Source organism: Pseudomonas aestiva (assembly GCF_039908605.1).
GTDB lineage: Bacteria > Pseudomonadota > Gammaproteobacteria > Pseudomonadales > Pseudomonadaceae > Chryseomonas > Chryseomonas aestiva.
This window is the reverse complement of sequence record NZ_CP150916.1, coordinates 3,028,933-3,046,303: the sequence shown is the minus strand read 5'-3', so window position 1 is coordinate 3,046,303 and position 17,371 is coordinate 3,028,933. Positions and strand designations below refer to the sequence as shown.

Here is a 17,371-nt window from a genome sequence, read left to right as displayed (position 1 = left end):
GGGGCAGGGCGGGCTCAGTGCTTGGCGGTGTTGTCGAACAGCTGGAAGACCGGTGCGCGACGGGTCGAGCGTTGCAGATCCGGTTGCTGGATCAGCAGCCAGGCCTGCAACTCCGGTTCGGGCATGGGCTTGCCGATCCAGAAGCCCTGGCCTTCGTCGCAGCCCATGGCCAGCAGGCTGGCCAGGGCCTCGGCGGTCTCGATGCCTTCGGCGGTGATGCGAAAGCCCAGCTGGTGGGACAGTTCGATCAGCGAGCTGACGATCAGCCGGTCCTTGGTGCGATGGGTCAGTTCGCGCACGAAGCTGCGATCGATCTTGATGGTGTCGGCCGGCAACTCGCGCAGGTGCGAGAGGTTGTTGTAGCCGGTACCGAAGTCGTCGATGGCGATGCCGATGCCCAGCTCGCGCAGGGCGGCCAGCTGGCGATGGATCAGCGCCACGTCACCCAGCAGGGCATTCTCGGTGACCTCCAGTTCCAGGCGCCGGGGATTGACCGGATAGCGCTGCAGCAACTCGGTGGTCTGCTCGGTGAAGTCCGGATCGTTCAGGTCATGGGCGGAGATGTTGATCGCCACGCCCAGACTCCGACCTTCCCGCTGCCAGGTGTAGGCCTGGCTGATGGCCTGCTGCATCACCCAGCGACTCAGGGCGGTGATCAGCGCGGTCTTTTCCGCCAGTGGAATGAATTCCGCCGGACTGACCGACCCCAGGTGCGGATGCTGCCAGCGCAGCAGTGCCTCGACGCTGTGGCAGCGACCGGTGGCCAGATCGATGCGCGGCTGGTAGACCAGGCTCAGCTGATCCTCGGCGCGCAGCGCCTGGGGCAGGGCGCTGAGCAGGGCGAAGGCGCGGCGGTAGGCGGCATCGTGCTGCGGATCGAAATGCCGGCAGCCGCGCATCTCGGCGCGGGCATCGTCGGCGGTGGCGATCAGGGCGCGCAGCCAGTCGGTGGGGTGATCGTCGGTCAGGGACATGATTCCCAGGCCCAGGCGGGTCTGGATGGGAATGCCGTTGTAGTCGAGCACCCCGGTCAATTCCTCCTGCAGGCGTTCGAGCAGCGCCTGTTGCGCGGTCTCGTCGGCGTCGTGCAGCAGAAAGCCGAAGCGGGCCGGCCCCAGGCGATACAGGGGTAGCTCGACCGGCAGCAGACGGCGCAGGTGCTGCTTGATGGCGCGTTGCAGGCCATCGAAGTGGGCCTGGCCCATGGCCTTGATGAAATCGTTGAGATAGCTCTGGGCGAACAGATCGGCCGCCACGGCCACCACGCGGGTGCCGGAACGGGTCAGGGCTTCGGCATCCTCGATGAAGCGTTGGCCATTCGGCAACTGGGTGACCGGGTCCCAGAAGGCTTCGGTGCGCAGCAGTTCGATGTGCTGGCTGGCAAGGGCCGCCAGTTGCTGCAGCGCGATCAGCCGATCCTGGGGCAGGGCGGCACGGGGTGCCGAATCGAACAGGCAGAGGCTGCCGAGCATCAGCCCTTCGGTCGTGCGCAGCGGTGCGCCCAGGTAATAGCGGATGTGGGGCGCGCTGGTGACCACCTGGAGGTCGGCGAAGCGGGCGTCGTTGCGGGCGTCTTCCACCTGCAGCGGCAGGCTGGTTTCCTGCAGGTGCTGGCAGAACGACTGGGTGCGCGGCACGGTCAGCGGCGCGCAGCCCACGGTGGCGCGACAATGGACCTGCTGGCCGTCAAGAAAGCAGATCATGGCGTAGGGGACATCGAACAGCCGCGCGCAGAGCTCGGTGAGATCCTGGAAGGCACGGTCGGAAGGGCGGTCGATCAAGGCGAGATCGCGCAGCAGTGCAAGACGCTGGCGTTCATTGGCCGCAGTGAGTGGAGCAGGCTCCATAGCAACGTCTCGGTGCGCTGTAGTAGCAGATTGCTACTTAGAGCGTGATCGGGTCGAGAGTTCCCTCACTACCCGCCTCACACTCTGCTAGTCGTCATTTATCTGTCAAAAGGCTCAGGCCGCGAAGTAGAAGACGGCAAACAGCGCCTGGGGGTCGGTCCACACCCGCACCTGTCTGAAACCGGCGTCTTTGGCCAGCGCGCGAAAACTCTCCAGGCTGTACTTGTAGGAATTCTCGGTATGCAGACGTTCGCCTTCACGGAAGGCGAAGCGGCGACCTTCGAGACGTACGGTCTGGTCACGGGTGCTGACCAGGTGCATCTCGATGCGCGCCTGTTCTTCGTTGAAGAAGGCCAGGTGCCGGAAGCGCTGCGGATCGAGATCGGTGTCCAGCTCGCGGCGGATGCGTTCCAGCAGGTTGAGATTGAAATCGGCGGTCACCCCGGCGGCGTCGTTGTAGGCCGCATCCAGCCGCGCCCGGTCCTTGATCAGGTCCACCCCGATCAGCAGGCCCCCGGTGGCCGGCAGCATCCGGTGCAGGTTGCGCAGGAAGACGCCGGCTTCTTCCGGGGTGAAGTTGCCGATGCTCGAGCCCGGAAAGAAGGCGATGGGACGCAGGCCGTCGAGACTGTCGGGCAGGGTCATGGGTCGACTGAAGTCGGCGCAGGCGGCGCTGACGTCCAGCCAGGGGTAGTCGGCCGCCAGCCGCTGGGTGCTGCTGAGCAGGAATTCCCGGGAGATGTCGATGCCCAGGTAGCCGGCCGGGTGCATGGCTTCCAGCAGCAGGCGCACCTTGCGGCTGGCACCGCTGCCCAGTTCGACCAGGGCGGCATCGCGTCCGGCCAGGCGCGCGATCTCACCGGCCACCGTGGCGAGGATGGCCTCTTCGGTACGGGTGGGATAGTACTCGGGCTGCCGGGTGATGGCCTCGAACAGCTCGGAGCCGCGCTGATCGTAAAAATATTTCGGCGACAACGCCTTCGGGGTCTGGGCAAAGCCCTGGAGCACATCGTCCCGCAGCGAGCTGTCGGCGACGCTCACCGGTTGCTGATCGAAGAAGCGCACGGCTAGGGCCATGGGTCAGACCTCTCTGGCCAGGCGCAGGCCGGAAAACTGCCAGCGCATGGTGGGATAGAAGAAGTTGCGATAGGAGGCGCGCACATGGTCCTGGGGCGTGGCGCAGCAGCCACCGCGCAGGACCATCTGGCCGGACATGAACTTGCCGTTGTATTCGCCCAGGCTGCCCGGCAGCGGTTTGAAGCCGGGGTAGGGGCGGAAGGCGCTGCCGGTCCATTCCCAGACATCGCCGAACAGCTGGCGCATGCCCTGGCTCGCGTTGGCGACCGGCTGCAGGTGATCCTGCTCGACGAAGTTTCCCTGGATCGGCTGGCGCGCCGCCACGGTCTCCCATTCCGCCTCGGTGGGCAGCCGGGCGCCGGCCCAGCTGGCGTAGGCATCGGCTTCATAGAAGCTCAGGTGGCAGACCGGTGCAGCCTGATCCACCGGAGTCAGGCCGCCCAGGGTGAAGTGATGCCAGACGCCATCGAGCTTCTGCCAGTACAGCGGCGCCTGCCAGCCGAGGCTGCGGATGGCCGCGGCGCCGTCGGACAGCCAGAGATCGCTGCGGCCGTAGCCATTGTCTTCGATGAAGGCCAGGTATTCGCCATTGGTGACCAGCCGATCGGCCAGCTGGAAGTCATCGACGAACTGGCGGTGGACCGGCGTCTCGCAATCGAAGGCGAAGCCGTCGCCGCCATGGCCGACATGCCGGACGCCGCCTGGATGGCTTTCCCAGCCCAGGGGCGCTATCGGCGCTGTGGGCCCCTTGGCCAGGTCGGCGCGATAGACCGGGTGCAGGGGGTTCTGCGCGAGGATGTGCTTGATGTCCATGAGCAGTAATTCCTGGTGCTGCTGCTCGTGGTGCAGACCCAGCTCCAGGCGTCGGGCGATCTCGACGGCGTGTTCGGCGGGCGGCGCGCTGAGCAGTTCGGCCATGGCGGTGTCCACCGCCGCACGAAAGCGATAGACGTCGTCCACGCCCGGTCGCGACAGGTGCCCGCGGGCCGCCCGGGGAAAGGGCTTGCCATGGGTCTCGTAATAGGAGTTGAACAGGTAGTCGTAAGCCGGATTGGGCGTCTGGTAACCCTTGAGGAAGGGCTTGAGGATGAAGGCCTCGAAGAACCAGGTGACGTGGGCCAGGTGCCATTTCGGCGGACTGACGTCGGCCATGCTCTGGATGACGTAATCCTCGACGGTGAGCGGGGCGCACAGGGCCTCGCTGGCCCTGCGCACGCGCTGGAAGCGGTCGAGCAGGGTGGTGGCGGTGTCACTCGCTGCGGGCAGCTCGCGGGCGAGAGGATTCATGGCGTTCTCCCTGGTCGGCCTTTTGGTTGTCAGGAAACCGACCGGACGCCATAAGTTTAGTTCGCCCGGTTATGACGGGCGGTCTCGCTTGCCGCTCTCTACCACCAGGTTTCCAGCTGCACACCGAAGTTGTTGCCGTGGCGGGCATCGCCGAAGGCACCGCTGTCTGACAGCGCCGTGCCGGCCACGGCAGCGTCCTGGGCGCCGCGGTTCCAGCTGGCGTAGGTCCAGTAGAGGCGGATCTCCGGTCGGTCCATCAGCCCCATGCCGCCCAGCGCCAGGGTCGGCGCTACGGTGACCTTGTTCAGCGTGCGGGTGGCACCGCTGTCGGGGTGGATCTGGTCGTGGCCGAACTCCACCTGCAGCTTGAACAGCCGGGTGAAGGCATAGCTGGGCCGCACGCCAAAGGAATACCAGGTCTGGCCGCCATCGCCCGGCGCCCGGTCGCGCTGGTAGAGCGCCAGCAACTGGCCGCCGAAGCGCGGGGTGAGCTGCCAGCGCGGCGATTCGAGTACGCGCAGGCTTTCGTAATCGCGGTCGGCGGTCAGGCTGCCGGTGGCGCCCAGACCGGTGCCCGGACCGCGGCCGTATTGCACGGTGAAGACATTGACCCCGCCAAAGAACTGCGACTGCTTGTGCTCGGCGGTGGCCGACCAGCCGCTGTGGGCGTTCTGCACCTGGCCGGGGCGCTGGATATAGGACAGCCCCAGTTCGATCTCGCCGCCGGGATTGGTCTTGATGCCGCCCAGGTTCAGATCGTGGCGATTGGCCTTGTCCGGCTGGTCGACGTTGTCTTCGCGACTGAAGGCGTAGCTCAGCCGCAGGCCGCTGTCGCCCAGGCCGTAGTCCTCGACGCCGAAACCGGTGCCGCTCGGATTCCAGTAGTAGAAGTCGTTGATATGGATGTCATGACGCTTGTAGTAGCGGCGACCGGCCCAGAGTCCGCCGCCATTGAGCGCCGGCAGGCTGAGACTGGTCCAGATCTGCGGCAGGCGGACGTTGCCGTTGTCGCCACTGAAGGTGGGGGTCTGGTCATAGACGTTGTAGAGGCTGGCCATGCCATGCACCTTGAGTTCGGTGCCATCGACGCCCCTGTACAGGGTCTGGTGCAGTTCGAGTTCCCAGTAGGTCTCGCATTCATTACCCAGGCGGTACTTGGCGGGTGCGCCGGGCAGCTGGAAGCAGCTCTGCTTGCCGCCTTCCGCAGCGCCACCGACACCCACCCGGCCGTAGCCGCTGAATTCCAGCGCCACGGCGTTCAGTGGCAGGCTGCCGGCAAGCAGGGCGAGGCAGGCGCCGGTGCCGGCCTGGCGAAAAACTCTACTCATACCCAAAAATCCCTCTGTGGTTTGGCGAACGCCGATCGGACCTGATGCCAGGTCGACAAGTTGCACGAAAACCTTGTCCTATCAAGGACTTGGATCGAGGTCGAGACCTGGGCGAACAGGGCCGAAAGCGGCGGCCTAAAGAGAATGGTTGACGACCATGCCTCCCGCTGGCGACGCTGGGGTTTTTGGCCAGGGAAAGTATTACAAGATGAAACCGACGCTGCTGATGGCCCCGCAATTGCCCCAGGGACTGGTCGACCAACTCGAGGCTCACTACCGGGTACTGGGTCCCTTTCCTTCAGCCGATCCTGCGGCCTTGCCTGTCGGTGCCGAGGAGGCGGTGGCCCTGCTGACCATTGGCGGCCTGCCGACTCGCGCGGCCTTGCTCGACGCGCTCCCGGCGTTACGCCTGGTGGCCTGCTATGGCACCGGCTACGAGGGCGTGGAGCTGGCGGCCTGTCGCGAGCGCGGCATCGCCGTGACCACCGCCGGTGACGCCAACGCCACCGCCGTGGCGGAATTCACCTTTGGCCTGATCCTGGCCAGCGCCCGTCGCCTGTTGCAGGGCGATGCCTTCGTCCGCAGCGGTCGCTGGCAGGGCAATGCCGTCGAGCGCATGCCCCAGGTGCCGGGCCTGGCCGGGCGGCGCCTGGGCATCTATGGCCTGGGCGAGATCGGTCGGCGCATCGCCCGCCACGGCGAGGCCTTCGACATGGAAATCGGCTACTTCAATCGCTCGCCGCGGGAGGGGCTGGACTATGCCTATCATGGCAGTCTGCTTGGTCTGGCGCGCTGGAGCGATGTGCTGGTGGTGGCGGTCCGCGCCAGCGCCGAGACCATGGGCGCGGTGGATGCCGGGGTCCTGGCCGCGCTTGGTGCGGAGGGCCATCTGGTCAATATCTCTCGCGGCAGCGTGGTCGACGAAGAGGCCCTGGCCGAGGCCCTGGAGCAGGGAGTGATCGCCGGCGCGGCGCTGGATGTCTTCGCCCGCGAACCCGAGGTGCCCGAACGCCTGCGCCAGCAGCCCAACCTGGTGCTCAGCCCCCATGTCGCGGCCAATGCGGCCTCGGCCCAGCAGGCCCAGCAACAGGTGATGCTGGGCAACCTCGAAGCCATGCTGGAGGGGGGCGAATTGCGCAATCGCATCGCCTGAGAGCCTCTTGAAAGTCCGCTGCGCGTCGGCCAAACGGCGTTGAATACACCCTGGATCGCCAGCCCGGTCGGAATGCTCATTTACCAATCGTAAACTCGCACGCGAGCCCGGTCCGCTTCCTCAGGTCTCTTCGCCTTGTCTGGCTCTAGCTCGCTAGACTTTAAACAGGCTCTTGTTCGCCACCGGTCGGCTTGGGTTGTGGCCCCTGCTGGCCACTCCCATATTGAGCGCATGACCTCGAACTCGCCTGCCGCCGTCTTGGCGGACTTTCACGACGCGCCGCGCAGCTGGTTCACGACGCGCTTTCCCGCCCCGACCGAGGCGCAGCTGCAGGCCTGGCCGGCCATTCGCGCCGACGCCTCGGTGCTGGTGGCGGCCCCCACCGGCTCGGGCAAGACGCTGACCGCCTTCTTCGCCGTGCTGGATGGCCTGGTCCAGGAGGCGTTGCAGGCAGACGGCCTGCCCGAGGCCTGTCTCTGGCTCTATGTGTCCCCGCTCAAGGCCCTGTCCAACGACATCCGCCTCAATCTCGAAGAACCCCTGGCCGGCATCGGCGCGGCGCTGGACGCGCGGGGGTTGCCGCCGCTGGCATTGCGCACGGCGGTGCGTACCGGCGATACCCCGCAAAAGGAGCGGGCGGCCATGCGCCGGCGGCCGCCGCACCTGCTGGTCACCACGCCCGAATCCCTCTATGTACTGCTGGGTTCGGATTCCGGGCGACGAATGCTGGCCAGCGTGCGCGGCGTCATAGTCGACGAGATCCATGCCATCGCCGATGGCAAGCGCGGCAGCCACCTGACCCTGAGCCTGGCGCGACTGGAAGCCCTCACCGGGCAGTCGCTGCAGCGCATCGGCCTGTCCGCCACCCAGAAGCCGCTGGCCGCCGTGGCCGCCTTTCTGGTCGGGCGCGATGCCCAGGGCCAGCCCCGCCCCTGTACGGTGATCGACATCGGCCACCAGCGCGCCCGCGACCTGGCCCTGGAGGTGCCGCCCATTCCCCTGGAGTCCATGCTGTCCACCCAGGCCTGGGAGCTGGTCTACGACCGCCTGGCCGAACTGGCCGAGGCGCACCGCACCACCCTGGTGTTCGTCAACACCCGTCGCCTGGCCGAGCGCATGGCGCGCCAGCTGTCGGATCGCCTCGGCAGCACCCAGGTCGCCGCCCACCACGGCAGCCTGGCCCGGGAGCAGCGACTGGACGCCGAGCAGCGCCTCAAGCGCGGCGAATTGCGCCTGCTGCTGGCGACGGCTTCCCTGGAGCTGGGCATTGACATCGGCGAGGTCGACCTGGTCTGCCAGATCGGCTCGCCGGGTTCCATCGCCGCCTTCCTGCAACGGGTCGGTCGCGCCAACCACCAGGTCGGCGGCCTGCCCAAGGGACGGCTGTTTCCCACCTCGCGCGACGACCTGGTGGAGTGCGTGGCGCTGCTCGACTGCGTGCGTCGCGGTGAGCTGGATACCCTGCACATCCCCGTGGCGCCCCTGGACGTCCTGGCCCAGCAGCTGGTGGCCGAGGTCGCCTGCCAGGAGTGGTCGGAGACGGGCCTGCTGGCCGTGCTGCGCCAGGCCGAGCCCTATGCCGCGCTGAGCGAGGCCGATTACCGGGCCGTGGTGGAGATGCTCAGCCAGGGCTATACGGATCGCCGCGGTCCGCGCGCCGCCTATGTTCATCGGGACGCGGTCAACGGTCTCCTGCGTGGCCGCCGGGGCGGCAAGGCGACTGCGGTGATGAGCGGTGGCACCATCCCCGAGAGTGGCGATTTCAGCGTGCTGCTCGAACCCCAGGGCCATACCGTTGGCAGCGTCAACGAGGATTTCGCCTTCGAAAGCCTGGTGGGCGACGTCTTCCAGCTGGGCAACACCGCCTACCGCATCGTCAAGATCGAAGGCAGCAAGGTGCGGGTGGAGGATGCCAAGGGACAGCCGCCCAACATCCCCTTCTGGCACGGCGAGGCGCCGGGGCGCAGCGATGAGCTGTCGGCTGGCCTCGCGCGGCTGCGCGCGGAACTCGAACCCCTGCTGCCCGCGGCCGGCGAACCCCCGGAGCCGGCCATCGCCCGCCTCGGCGCGGCCTATGCGCTGGAGGAGGGCGCGGCGCGCCAGCTGGTGGACTATCTCGGTCGGGCACGCCAGGCGCTGGGCGCCTTGCCGACCCAGCAGACCCTGGTGATGGAGAGATTCTTCGACCAGGCCGGCGGCATGCAGCTGATCATCCATGCGCCCTTCGGCAGCCGCATCAACCGCGCCTGGGGCCTGGCCCTACGCAAAAGATTCTGCCGCAATTTCAATGTCGAGCTGCAGGCGGCGGCGACCGAGAACGCCCTGATCCTGTCGCTGGCCACCAGCCACAGCTTCGTGCTCGACGAGGTCTGGCGCTACCTGCATCCGGCCACCGCCGAGACGGTGCTGATCCAGGCGCTGCTCGACGCCCCGCTGTTCGCCGTGCGCTGGCGCTGGAATGCCACCACGGCCCTGGCCTTGCCGCGCTTCAGCGCCGGGCGCAAGGTGGCCACCCAGGTGCAGCGCATGCGCAGCGAAGATCTCCTGGCCACGGTCTTTCCCGACCAGGTCGCCTGCCTGGAAAATCTCGCCGGCAAGCGGCAGGTGCCGGATCATCCGCTGGTCCGCCAGACCCTCGACGACTGCCTGCACGAGTCCCTCGACAGCCGCGGTTGGCTGGCCCTGCTGGCACGTATCGCCGGTGGCCAACTGACCCTGCTGACCCGCGACCTGCCCGGACCTTCGCCACTGGCTGCCGAGATGCTCACGGCCAAACCCTATGCCTATCTGGACGACGCCCCCGTCGAAGAGCGGCGGACCCTGGCGGTGCAGAATCGCCGTTTCGGCGGCGCCGATCCGGACGAGCTGGGCGCCCTGGATCCAGCGGCCATCGACCTGGTTCGAGCGGAGGCCTGGCCGCGGCTGGAGAGTGCCGATGACCTGCACGAAGCCCTGCTCGGGATCGGCTTTCTCACCGAGGCGGAACTGGCACCCCACCAGGCCCAGGCCCGCCAGTTGGTCAAGGCCGGACGGGCAGGGCGGCTGCGGTTGCCGGCGGCGACCCTCTGGATCGCGGCCGAGCGACTGCCGTTGTTCCAGGTGCTGTTACCTGGCGCCGCCACGGAGCCGGTGCTCAGTGCGCCGCCAGGTTTCGCGGCGCCCGCGGATGCCGAGGTGGCCCTGGTCGAGGTACTGCGCGCGCGACTCACCGCGCTGGGTCCGGTAGACCAGGACGAGCTGGCCGCCAGCCTCGGGTTGCCGTCGGCGCAGCTCACGCCGGCGCTGCTGGCCCTGCAGGGCGAGGGCTATGTCCTGCAGGGGCGCTTCACTGCGGCAGGCGGTAGCGTGGAGTGGTGCGAGCGGCACCTGCTGGCGCGGATCCATCGCTACACCCTGGGGCGACTACGCAAGGCCATCGAGCCGGTGGCCCTGGCCGACTACCTGAGATTCCTGCTGGAGCACCAGCAGCTGGCCGGTCCGGCGAGCCTGAGAGGCAACGAGGGCCTGGAGCAGGTGATCGGCCTGCTGGAAGGCTTCGAGGTCGCCGCCGCCGGCTGGGAAGGCGAGATCCTGCCCAGTCGCCTGCCGGACTATCAGTTCACCTACCTCGATGACCTCTGCCGCGCCGGTCGCGTGGTCTGGCTGCGCCTGCCCCAGGCGGGGCGTGGCGGTAGCGGACCGGTCAAGGGTTCGCCCATCGTCCTGCTGCCGCGGCGCCACCTGGTCGACTGGAACAGCCTGACCGAGCCCACCGGCAGCGAGATGCTGTCACCCAAGGCACAGCGGGTGCTGGAGGTGCTGACGCAACGCGGTGCCTCCTTCTTCGATGAGCTGCTCGGCGCGGCGCGCCTGCTGCGCAGCGAGCTGGAGACCGCTCTGGGCGAGCTGGTGGGGGCCGGTGCGGTCAACGCCGACAGCTTCGCCGGTCTGCGCGCCCTGCTGCAGCCGGCAGCCAAGCGCGGCAGCGGTCGCAGCGGTTTGCGCCGCGGGCGCATGGCGCTCTATGGCGGGATGGAGGATGCCGGCCGCTGGGTCGCCTTGCGGCCGGCCGAGGCGCCGGACGATGCGCGGCTGCCGGATGCGCTGCTGGAGCGCCTGGTCGGGCTGCTGCTGCGTCGCTATGGCGTGCTCTGCTGGCAGCTGCTGCAGCGGGAGAGCGCCGTCTTGCCGCCCTGGCGGGATCTCCTGCGTGCCTGCCATCGCCTGGAAGCCCGCGGCGAGATCCGCGGTGGTCGCTTCATTGCCGGGCTCTCCGGCGAGCAATTCGCCGATCCGGCCGCCATCGCCCCCCTGCGCGAGTGGCGCCAGCGCCCGGCGGAAGACCTGTGGGTGTGCGTCTCGGCGCTGGATCCGCTCAACCTGGTCGGTACCCTGCTGCCCGGCGCCAAGGTACCCGCCGTGGCCGGCAATCGCCTGCTCTATCGCGACGGGGTGCCCATCGCCGCGCGGGTAGGGACGAAGGTCAGCTGGCTGGTGGAGCTGGAAGCCGGGGAACAGGTGCGGGCGCGGCAGGCCCTGCAGCAACTGGGGCGGGAACGACCCCAGGTGGGCATCGGGCGCAGCCTGCTGCGGCAGTAGCGACTAGAAGAAGGGGTGCGAGGCCTTGAGCATCAGGGCGCTGTCGCAGTAGGTATTGTGGCCCGAATACACCGAGCAGTCGGCGCCTCTCAGGCTGGTGCCGCTGTAGGTCAGGTTGAACAGGGTGTTCACCCACTTGCGGCTCAGATTCACCGACCAGTCGTTGAAGCTGCGTACCATGCCGCCGCTGTCGAGGGTCGAGGGCACATCCAGTACGTAGTTGGTGTACTTGAGCGAAACCCCGGTCTTGATCAGCGGCAGCGTACCCAGGTCGGCATAGACCGAGGCGTTGTGGCGCCCCGGGTCATTGGCGAAGGCCGCGCCCAGGCGCTTGCCATAGACGGTCATCCCGGAATACAGCTCGCGGCTGGGATCGACGTTCTGGATCAGGTTGCTGTAGTTGATCACGCCCAGCTCGTAGCCATAGCCAGGCGCGAAGCGGTGCTTGTAGCCCGCGTAGGTGTCCATCTCCAGCAGTGGCGCGTCCGCGGACGAGGCGTTGTTGGTCGTCCACTGGCCGAAATACAGGCCGCTGTCGTGGGTGAGATCGAAGCCCCCGCCCATGCCGGCGGAGTTGGGCGCGACCAGACCCTGAGCCATGCTGCGTGACGGCGCCGTGCCCATCTTCAGATCGAAATCCCCTACCTCGCGCTGCATGCCCCAGCTGGCCGCCAGCGCCGGACTGGCCAGCAGCCCGAGCGCGATGAAGAGAGGTAAGGATCTGGTCATGGGAGCACTCCTGCCGTGCCGGTCACGCTAACTGGAGAAAGAATGTGATGGGGATAACAACAAGCAGGGAGAACATCGAGGTGCGAGCACCCTGATGACATCGTTGTTATTGGATGAGAAACCGCGGCTAACCCGTTATCGTCCGGCGATGATAACCAACGACAGCGGCATATTTTCACCATTCGTCAGTTTTCGAGTCGAGAATTGAACTCGATAGCAGTATCAAGACCGACAGATTTGATATGGGTTCCAACAACAATCGGCGAGGTTGACCAGGCTGGCGTCTGAGCGGCATTGGCGCTGTCTTCGGGCAAAAGACACACTTTTTGACAAAGCGCAGCCCTGTTGCGACGAACAACCGCACGTTGGTGGATTGAATCGAACCAGAAAGACTCAATATTGTGGAGGAGGGCAGCGAGGTCTGCCCACTATGGCTGTCCCTGATTGAGCGCTGGCTCGAGGAGTTTCCATGAACGACCGTATACAAGCTCTGATGCTGGACCTGCTCGCGCGACTCGGTCTGGTCAAGGCCATCCCGATTCCCAGCCGTGAACGCGAGCAGCTGGCTGCCCAGCGTCGTCGCCAGCAGCAGCGCCGCTAAGCGCCACCAGCCTTGACGGACGCGAACCCGGCCGGCTGGAGCCGACCGGTTCGCGCGCGGTACCCCGGGTGGGGACCCAGGGTTACTTGAGGTTGCCGCTGAGGAACTGGCGAAGGCGCTCGCTACGCGGGCTCACCAGCACTTCGCTCGGCGGACCTTCTTCCTCCACCACTCCCTGGTGCAGGAACAGCACCTGAGAAGACACCTCGCGGGCGAACGCCATCTCGTGGGTCACCATGAGCATGGTGCGGCCTTCTTCCGCCAGCGCGCGGATCACCTTCAGCACCTCGCCGACCAGCTCCGGGTCGAGCGCCGAAGTGGGCTCGTCGAACAGCATAATCTCCGGCTCCATCGCCAGGGCGCGGGCGATGGCCACCCGCTGCTGCTGGCCGCCGGAAAGGAAGGCCGGATACTGATCGGCGACCCGCGCTTGCAGACCGACCTTGTCCAGGTACTTGCGCGCGCGTTCTTCGGCTTCCGCCTTGCTGATGCCCAGCGCCTTGCGCGGTGCCAGGGTGATGTTGTCCAGCACGCTCAGGTGACTCCAGAGATTGAAGTGCTGGAAGACCATGGCCAGGCGGGTGCGCAGATTCTGCAGCTGGGCCGCGTCGGCCACCCGGACGGCGCCGCGATCCTCGGCCATGCGGATGGTCTCGCCATCCAGGGTCATGGTCACGGCGTTGGGCTGCTCGAGGAAGTTGATGCAGCGCAGGAAGGTGCTCTTGCCCGAGCCACTGGCGCCGATCAGGCTGACCACATCGCCGGTCTTGGCCTTGAGCGAGACGCCCTTTAGCACTTCGTGGTCGCCGTAACGCTTGTGCAGGCCTTCGACGGTCAGTTTGTACATGGATAGGAATTCCACAGCTGAAAAGGGGTAGGGGTCACGGCGAGAGCAGGTAGCCGCTGCGATAGGCCTCGGTGCCCGCCACATGGGCGATCACCATGCCGGCCGTGGCCATGCGGCGATTGGAACGCGCATAGAGGATGCCGGCGACCGCGCTGCGGACCTCTTCGACGCGGTCGCTGATGGGGTCCACGACCTGCGCCAGCACCTGGCCGACCGCGATGCGCTCGCCCACCTGGGCCTTGAGCACCAGCACGCCACCCTGGGTGGTCGCCACGGGCTCCACGGCCGCCAGCGGCGTGGCCGGTTGCAGCAGCGGCGGCAGGGGGACGGCGGCGCCACTCAGGAAGCCCTGGTGGCGCAGGTAGTTGACGATGGCCTCGGCATCCGCCGCGGCGAGTTCGTCACGCACGTCCAGCTGGCCGCGCAGCTCCAGGGTCACCGACAGGCTGCCCAGGGGCAGGCGCTCGCCAAAGCGCTGGTTGAGGTTCCACCAGAGCAGGGTGAAGCATTCATCGAAGGACTGGCCGCCCGAATCGGTGGCGAGCAGGCTAGCTTCGGAACCGAAGTAGCGTGCCAGCGGCTCGACCTGGGGCCAGGCTTCCGGCGTGGTGTAGAGGTGGGCGACCGCGTCGAAATCGCAGTGCAGATCGAGCACCACCTCGGCGTCGCAGGCCAGGCGCTGCAGGGTCAGGCGCTGACTGTCGAGCTGGGTGGTGGCGGCTTCCGCGGCCAGGGCGGTGCGGAAGGCCTCGCGCACCAGGGCCTGGTTGGCGCTCACGTCGTCGCCGAGGCGTTCGGCGATGGCGGCTTCGACCTGGGCGGTCATGTCGCGGAAGCGGCGATTGAAGTTCTGCCCGCTTTCCAGCTCGTAGCGACCGAGGTGGACGTCGGCGACCTGCTGATCCTGGCCGATGGGGTTGGCCACCGGTACCAGGACCACCTCGGCCAGGAGCTCGCCGGCGGCTTCCAGCGCCCGGAGGCGCTGCTTGAGGTGCCAGGCGGTGAGCATGCCGGGCAGTTCGTCGGCATGCAGCGAGGCCTGGATATAGACCTTGCGGCCACTGTCGGCGGGACCGAAGTGGAAGCTGTGGATGCAGCGCTCGGTGCCCGGGACCGGGGCGACCAGCGGATGGGTGAGATGGCGCATGACAACTCCGGGGCCGCGCCGGGCGCGGCCGCTTGGGTCAGTGGGTCGGGCCGAGGAAGGCCAGCCAGCGGCGCTCCGCCAGGCGGAACAGGCCGATCAGGATGAAGGACACCGCCAGGTACAGCAACGCGGCCAGGCCGAAGGCCTGGAAGGTCAGGAAGGTGGCGGTGTTGGCATCGCGGGCGATCTTGAGCAGGTCCGGCACCGTGGCGGTGAAGGCCAGGGTGGTGGAGTGCAGCATCATGATGACTTCGTTGCTGTAGAAGGGCAGCGAGCGGCGCAGCGCCGAAGGCAGGATGACGTGCACGTACAGGCGCCAGCCATCCAGGCCGTAGGCCTTGGCCGCCTCGACCTCGCCGTGGGGGGTGTTGCGGATGGCCCCGGCGAAGATCTCGGTGGTGTAGGCGCAGGTATTCAGGGCGAAGGCCAGGATGGTGCAGTTCAGGCCGTCGCGGAAGAAGCTGCCCAGCATCGGCTGGTCGCGCACGAAGCCCAGGCTGTAGATGCCGGTGTAGCAGATCAGCAGCTGCAGATAGAGCGGGGTGCCACGGAAGACGTAGGTATAGAAGCCGATCGGCCAGCGCAGCCAGCGGCGCTCCGAGACCCGTGCCACCGACAGCGGCACCGATACGATGAAGCCGATCACCACCGAGGCCACCAGCAGCCAGAGGGTCATGGCCAGGCCGGTGATGTGGTAGCCATCGGTCCACAGCAGGGGTTTCCAGTATTGCTCCAGGAGTTCGATCATCGCTTGGCCTCCCGCACGCCGACGTGATAGCGCCGTTCCAGGGCCCCGAGGATGGCGTTGGTCACGGCGGTGATGAGCAGATAGATGACGCCGGCGACGATCAGGAAATAGAACAGCTTGAAGGTGCCCTTGCCGGCCTCCTGGGAGGCGCGGACCAGATCGGCCAGGCCGATGATGGAGACCAGCGCGGTGGCCTTGAGCAGCACCTGCCAGTTGTTGCCGATGCCGGGCAGGGCGAATCTCATCATCTGCGGAAAGGTGATCAGGGTGAAGGTCTGCCAGCGGCTCAGCCCGTAGGCCAGGGCGGCCTCGCCCTGACCGCGCGGCACGGCGAGGATGGCGCCGCGAAAGGTCTCGGTGAAGTAGGCGCCGTAGATGAAGCCGAGGGTGGCGATACCGGCGGCCATGGGATCGATGTCGATGTAATCCCAGCCCATGTAGTCGGTGAGGGCGCCCAGCCAGTTCTGCAGGCTGTAGAAGATCAGCAGCATCAGCACCAGATCGGGCACGCCACGGATCAGGGTGGTGTAGCTCTGGGCAATGAAGCGCAGGGGCGCGAGGCGCGACAGCTTGGCCGAGGCGCCGAGCAGGCCGAGGATGACCGCCACGATCAGCGCGAAGCCGGCGAGCTTGAGGGTCGTCAGGGTGCCTTCCAGGATCAGCGGGCCGTAGCCATGCAGGCTGAGCGTGCCCAGTCCGATGGACTGCAAGAAGGAGTCGAAGGAATTCTGCTGCATGCGTCTTGGGAAAATCGCCTGGTGAGGCCGCCGGCGCGGTGGGCGCCGGCGGTCATACGTAAAACGCCCCCGGTGGCACCGGAGGCGTTTGCCGAACCGACCTTACTTGGGATCGTAGAGGTTCAGGTCGCCGAAGTACTTCTTCTGGATCTTGTCGTAGGTGCCGTCGGCGTGGATGGCCGCGATACCCTTGTTGACGAAGGTCTTGAACTCGTCGTTGCCCTTGCGGATACCGATGGCGGTATCGGCCGGCAGCAACTCGTCATGGATGGCGGTGTTGGTGTAGCCCTTGCCCTGGGGCGACTTCATGAAGCCACCTTCGGCCTGCAGCATGTCCTGCATGGCGACGTCGATACGACCGGACACCAGGTCGGCATAGACCTGATCCTGGTTCTGGTAGCTCTGGACGTTTACGCCGTTGGGCGCCAGCTTCTGCTTGGCGAAGGTTTCCTGGATGGTGCCCTGCTGCACGCCCACGGTCTTGCCCTTCAGGCTTTCCGCGGTGGCCTGCAGGTTGGCGCCTTCCTTGGTGACCATGGAGGAGGGGCCCGACCACAGCAGGTCGGAGAAGTCGATCTGTTCGGCACGCGCCGGGGTCTTGGTCAGCGAGGACAGGATGCCGTCGAACTTGCGCGCGCGCAGGCCGGGAATCAGGCCGTCGAAGTCACTCACCACCCACTTGCACTTCACCGCCAGCTTTTCGCAGATGGCGTTGCCCAGTTCGATGTCGAAGCCGACGAAGCTACCATCGGCGGCCTGGGATTCGAAGGGCGGATAGGTGGTATCCACACCGAAGCGGATCTCTTTCCATTCCTTGGCCATCGCCGAACCGGCGGCCAGACACAGGGCGAGCGCAGAGAGAGTCAGCCAGCTTTTTTTCATGTCGGATCCTAGTGCGAATGTGGATGAAATCATGGCGCCAGTACGACGCCCGTGCCCTCGCGGGAGCAATAAGCTTACCAGTCGGCGAAGATCGTCCCAAATCTGTACGCGGTTGCCGCGTTGGTTACATCCTGTAGCAGCCGACCCCGCCGAGCGGCGCGCATTATGCACCGGAAAGGCGCGGCTTTCCTGCCCGGCGCGGACGAACGCACCGCTTTGGGTCTAAAAAAATACGCATGCGCCAAAGGTGGGCAGAAAGGTAGCAGAAGGTCCGCTTCGCTAAGACATCGTATCTGTTCGGTAGCAGTCACGGAGTGCAGCTGTGTGCAAAGGAAACGGGAGCGAAGCCGGATGAGCGATGGCGAAAAGAAGATGACCCCCCGCAGGATTCCGGCGCCGAGCGGCTACCG

The 17,371-nt window shown here is 66.8% G+C and carries 13 protein-coding genes; 3 read left to right on the top strand and 10 right to left on the bottom strand.

Annotated elements, in window-relative coordinates; all coding sequences use genetic code 11:
- Positions 1-14 precede the first annotated feature (14 nt).
- The 4 genes from AABM56_RS14185 to AABM56_RS14170 form a co-directional block, all read right to left on the bottom strand.
- Positions 15-1,847, bottom strand: a complete 1,833-nt coding sequence (locus tag AABM56_RS14185) for a bifunctional diguanylate cyclase/phosphodiesterase (protein ID WP_133861074.1) — start codon at positions 1,845-1,847, stop codon at positions 15-17.
- Positions 1,848-1,961: 114 nt separating this feature from the next.
- On the bottom strand, positions 1,962-2,924 hold the full coding sequence (gene egtD, locus AABM56_RS14180) for an L-histidine N(alpha)-methyltransferase (RefSeq protein WP_133861073.1): 963 nt from the start codon (positions 2,922-2,924) through the stop codon (positions 1,962-1,964).
- A gap of 3 nt (positions 2,925-2,927) precedes the next feature.
- On the bottom strand, positions 2,928-4,211 hold the full coding sequence (gene egtB / locus AABM56_RS14175) for an ergothioneine biosynthesis protein EgtB (protein WP_133861072.1): 1,284 nt from the start codon (positions 4,209-4,211) through the stop codon (positions 2,928-2,930).
- Between the two features lie 98 nt (positions 4,212-4,309).
- Entirely contained in the window at positions 4,310-5,539 is a 1,230-nt protein-coding gene (locus tag AABM56_RS14170) for a carbohydrate porin (protein WP_133861071.1), read from the bottom strand.
- 208 nt (positions 5,540-5,747) lie between these two features.
- Between AABM56_RS14170 and AABM56_RS14165 the strand changes: the two genes are divergently transcribed.
- A complete protein-coding gene (locus AABM56_RS14165; protein ID WP_133861070.1) occupies positions 5,748-6,692 on the top strand; it encodes an NAD(P)-dependent oxidoreductase in 945 nt (314 codons plus the stop codon).
- Positions 6,693-6,923: 231 nt separating this feature from the next.
- Positions 6,924-11,270, top strand: a complete 4,347-nt coding sequence (locus tag AABM56_RS14160) for a DEAD/DEAH box helicase (RefSeq protein WP_347883421.1) — start codon at positions 6,924-6,926, stop codon at positions 11,268-11,270.
- Between the two features lie 3 nt (positions 11,271-11,273).
- Here AABM56_RS14160 and AABM56_RS14155 read toward each other — a convergent pair whose 3' ends face one another.
- A complete protein-coding gene (locus AABM56_RS14155; protein WP_133861068.1) occupies positions 11,274-11,999 on the bottom strand; it encodes a TorF family putative porin in 726 nt (241 codons plus the stop codon).
- Positions 12,000-12,468: 469 nt separating this feature from the next.
- Here AABM56_RS14155 and AABM56_RS14150 point away from each other — a divergent pair, with 469 nt between their 5' ends.
- The gene (locus tag AABM56_RS14150; protein WP_007158915.1) at positions 12,469-12,600 is read left to right on the top strand and encodes a hypothetical protein; all 132 of its coding nucleotides are present in this window, start codon (positions 12,469-12,471) and stop codon (positions 12,598-12,600) included.
- An 82-nt stretch (positions 12,601-12,682) separates the two neighbouring features.
- On the opposite strand, the gene AABM56_RS14145 is transcribed toward AABM56_RS14150, so the two are convergent.
- From AABM56_RS14145 to AABM56_RS14125, 5 genes are all read right to left on the bottom strand, one after another.
- Entirely contained in the window at positions 12,683-13,447 is a 765-nt protein-coding gene (locus AABM56_RS14145) for an ABC transporter ATP-binding protein (protein ID WP_133861067.1), read from the bottom strand.
- 34 nt (positions 13,448-13,481) lie between these two features.
- A complete protein-coding gene (locus AABM56_RS14140) occupies positions 13,482-14,594 on the bottom strand; it encodes a succinylglutamate desuccinylase/aspartoacylase family protein (protein ID WP_133861066.1) in 1,113 nt (370 codons plus the stop codon).
- Positions 14,595-14,631: 37 nt separating this feature from the next.
- Positions 14,632-15,342 carry an ABC transporter permease gene (locus AABM56_RS14135; protein ID WP_347883420.1) on the bottom strand — a complete coding sequence of 237 codons (711 nt, stop codon included), beginning with the start codon at positions 15,340-15,342 and terminating at the stop codon, positions 14,632-14,634.
- On the bottom strand, positions 15,339-16,079 hold the full coding sequence (locus AABM56_RS14130) for an ABC transporter permease (RefSeq protein ID WP_133861065.1): 741 nt from the start codon (positions 16,077-16,079) through the stop codon (positions 15,339-15,341). The genes AABM56_RS14135 and AABM56_RS14130 overlap by 4 nt, the downstream gene beginning before the upstream one ends.
- A gap of 102 nt (positions 16,080-16,181) precedes the next feature.
- On the bottom strand, positions 16,182-16,961 hold the full coding sequence (locus AABM56_RS14125) for a transporter substrate-binding domain-containing protein (RefSeq protein WP_133861064.1): 780 nt from the start codon (positions 16,959-16,961) through the stop codon (positions 16,182-16,184).
- Positions 16,962-17,371: the final 410 nt, after the last annotated feature.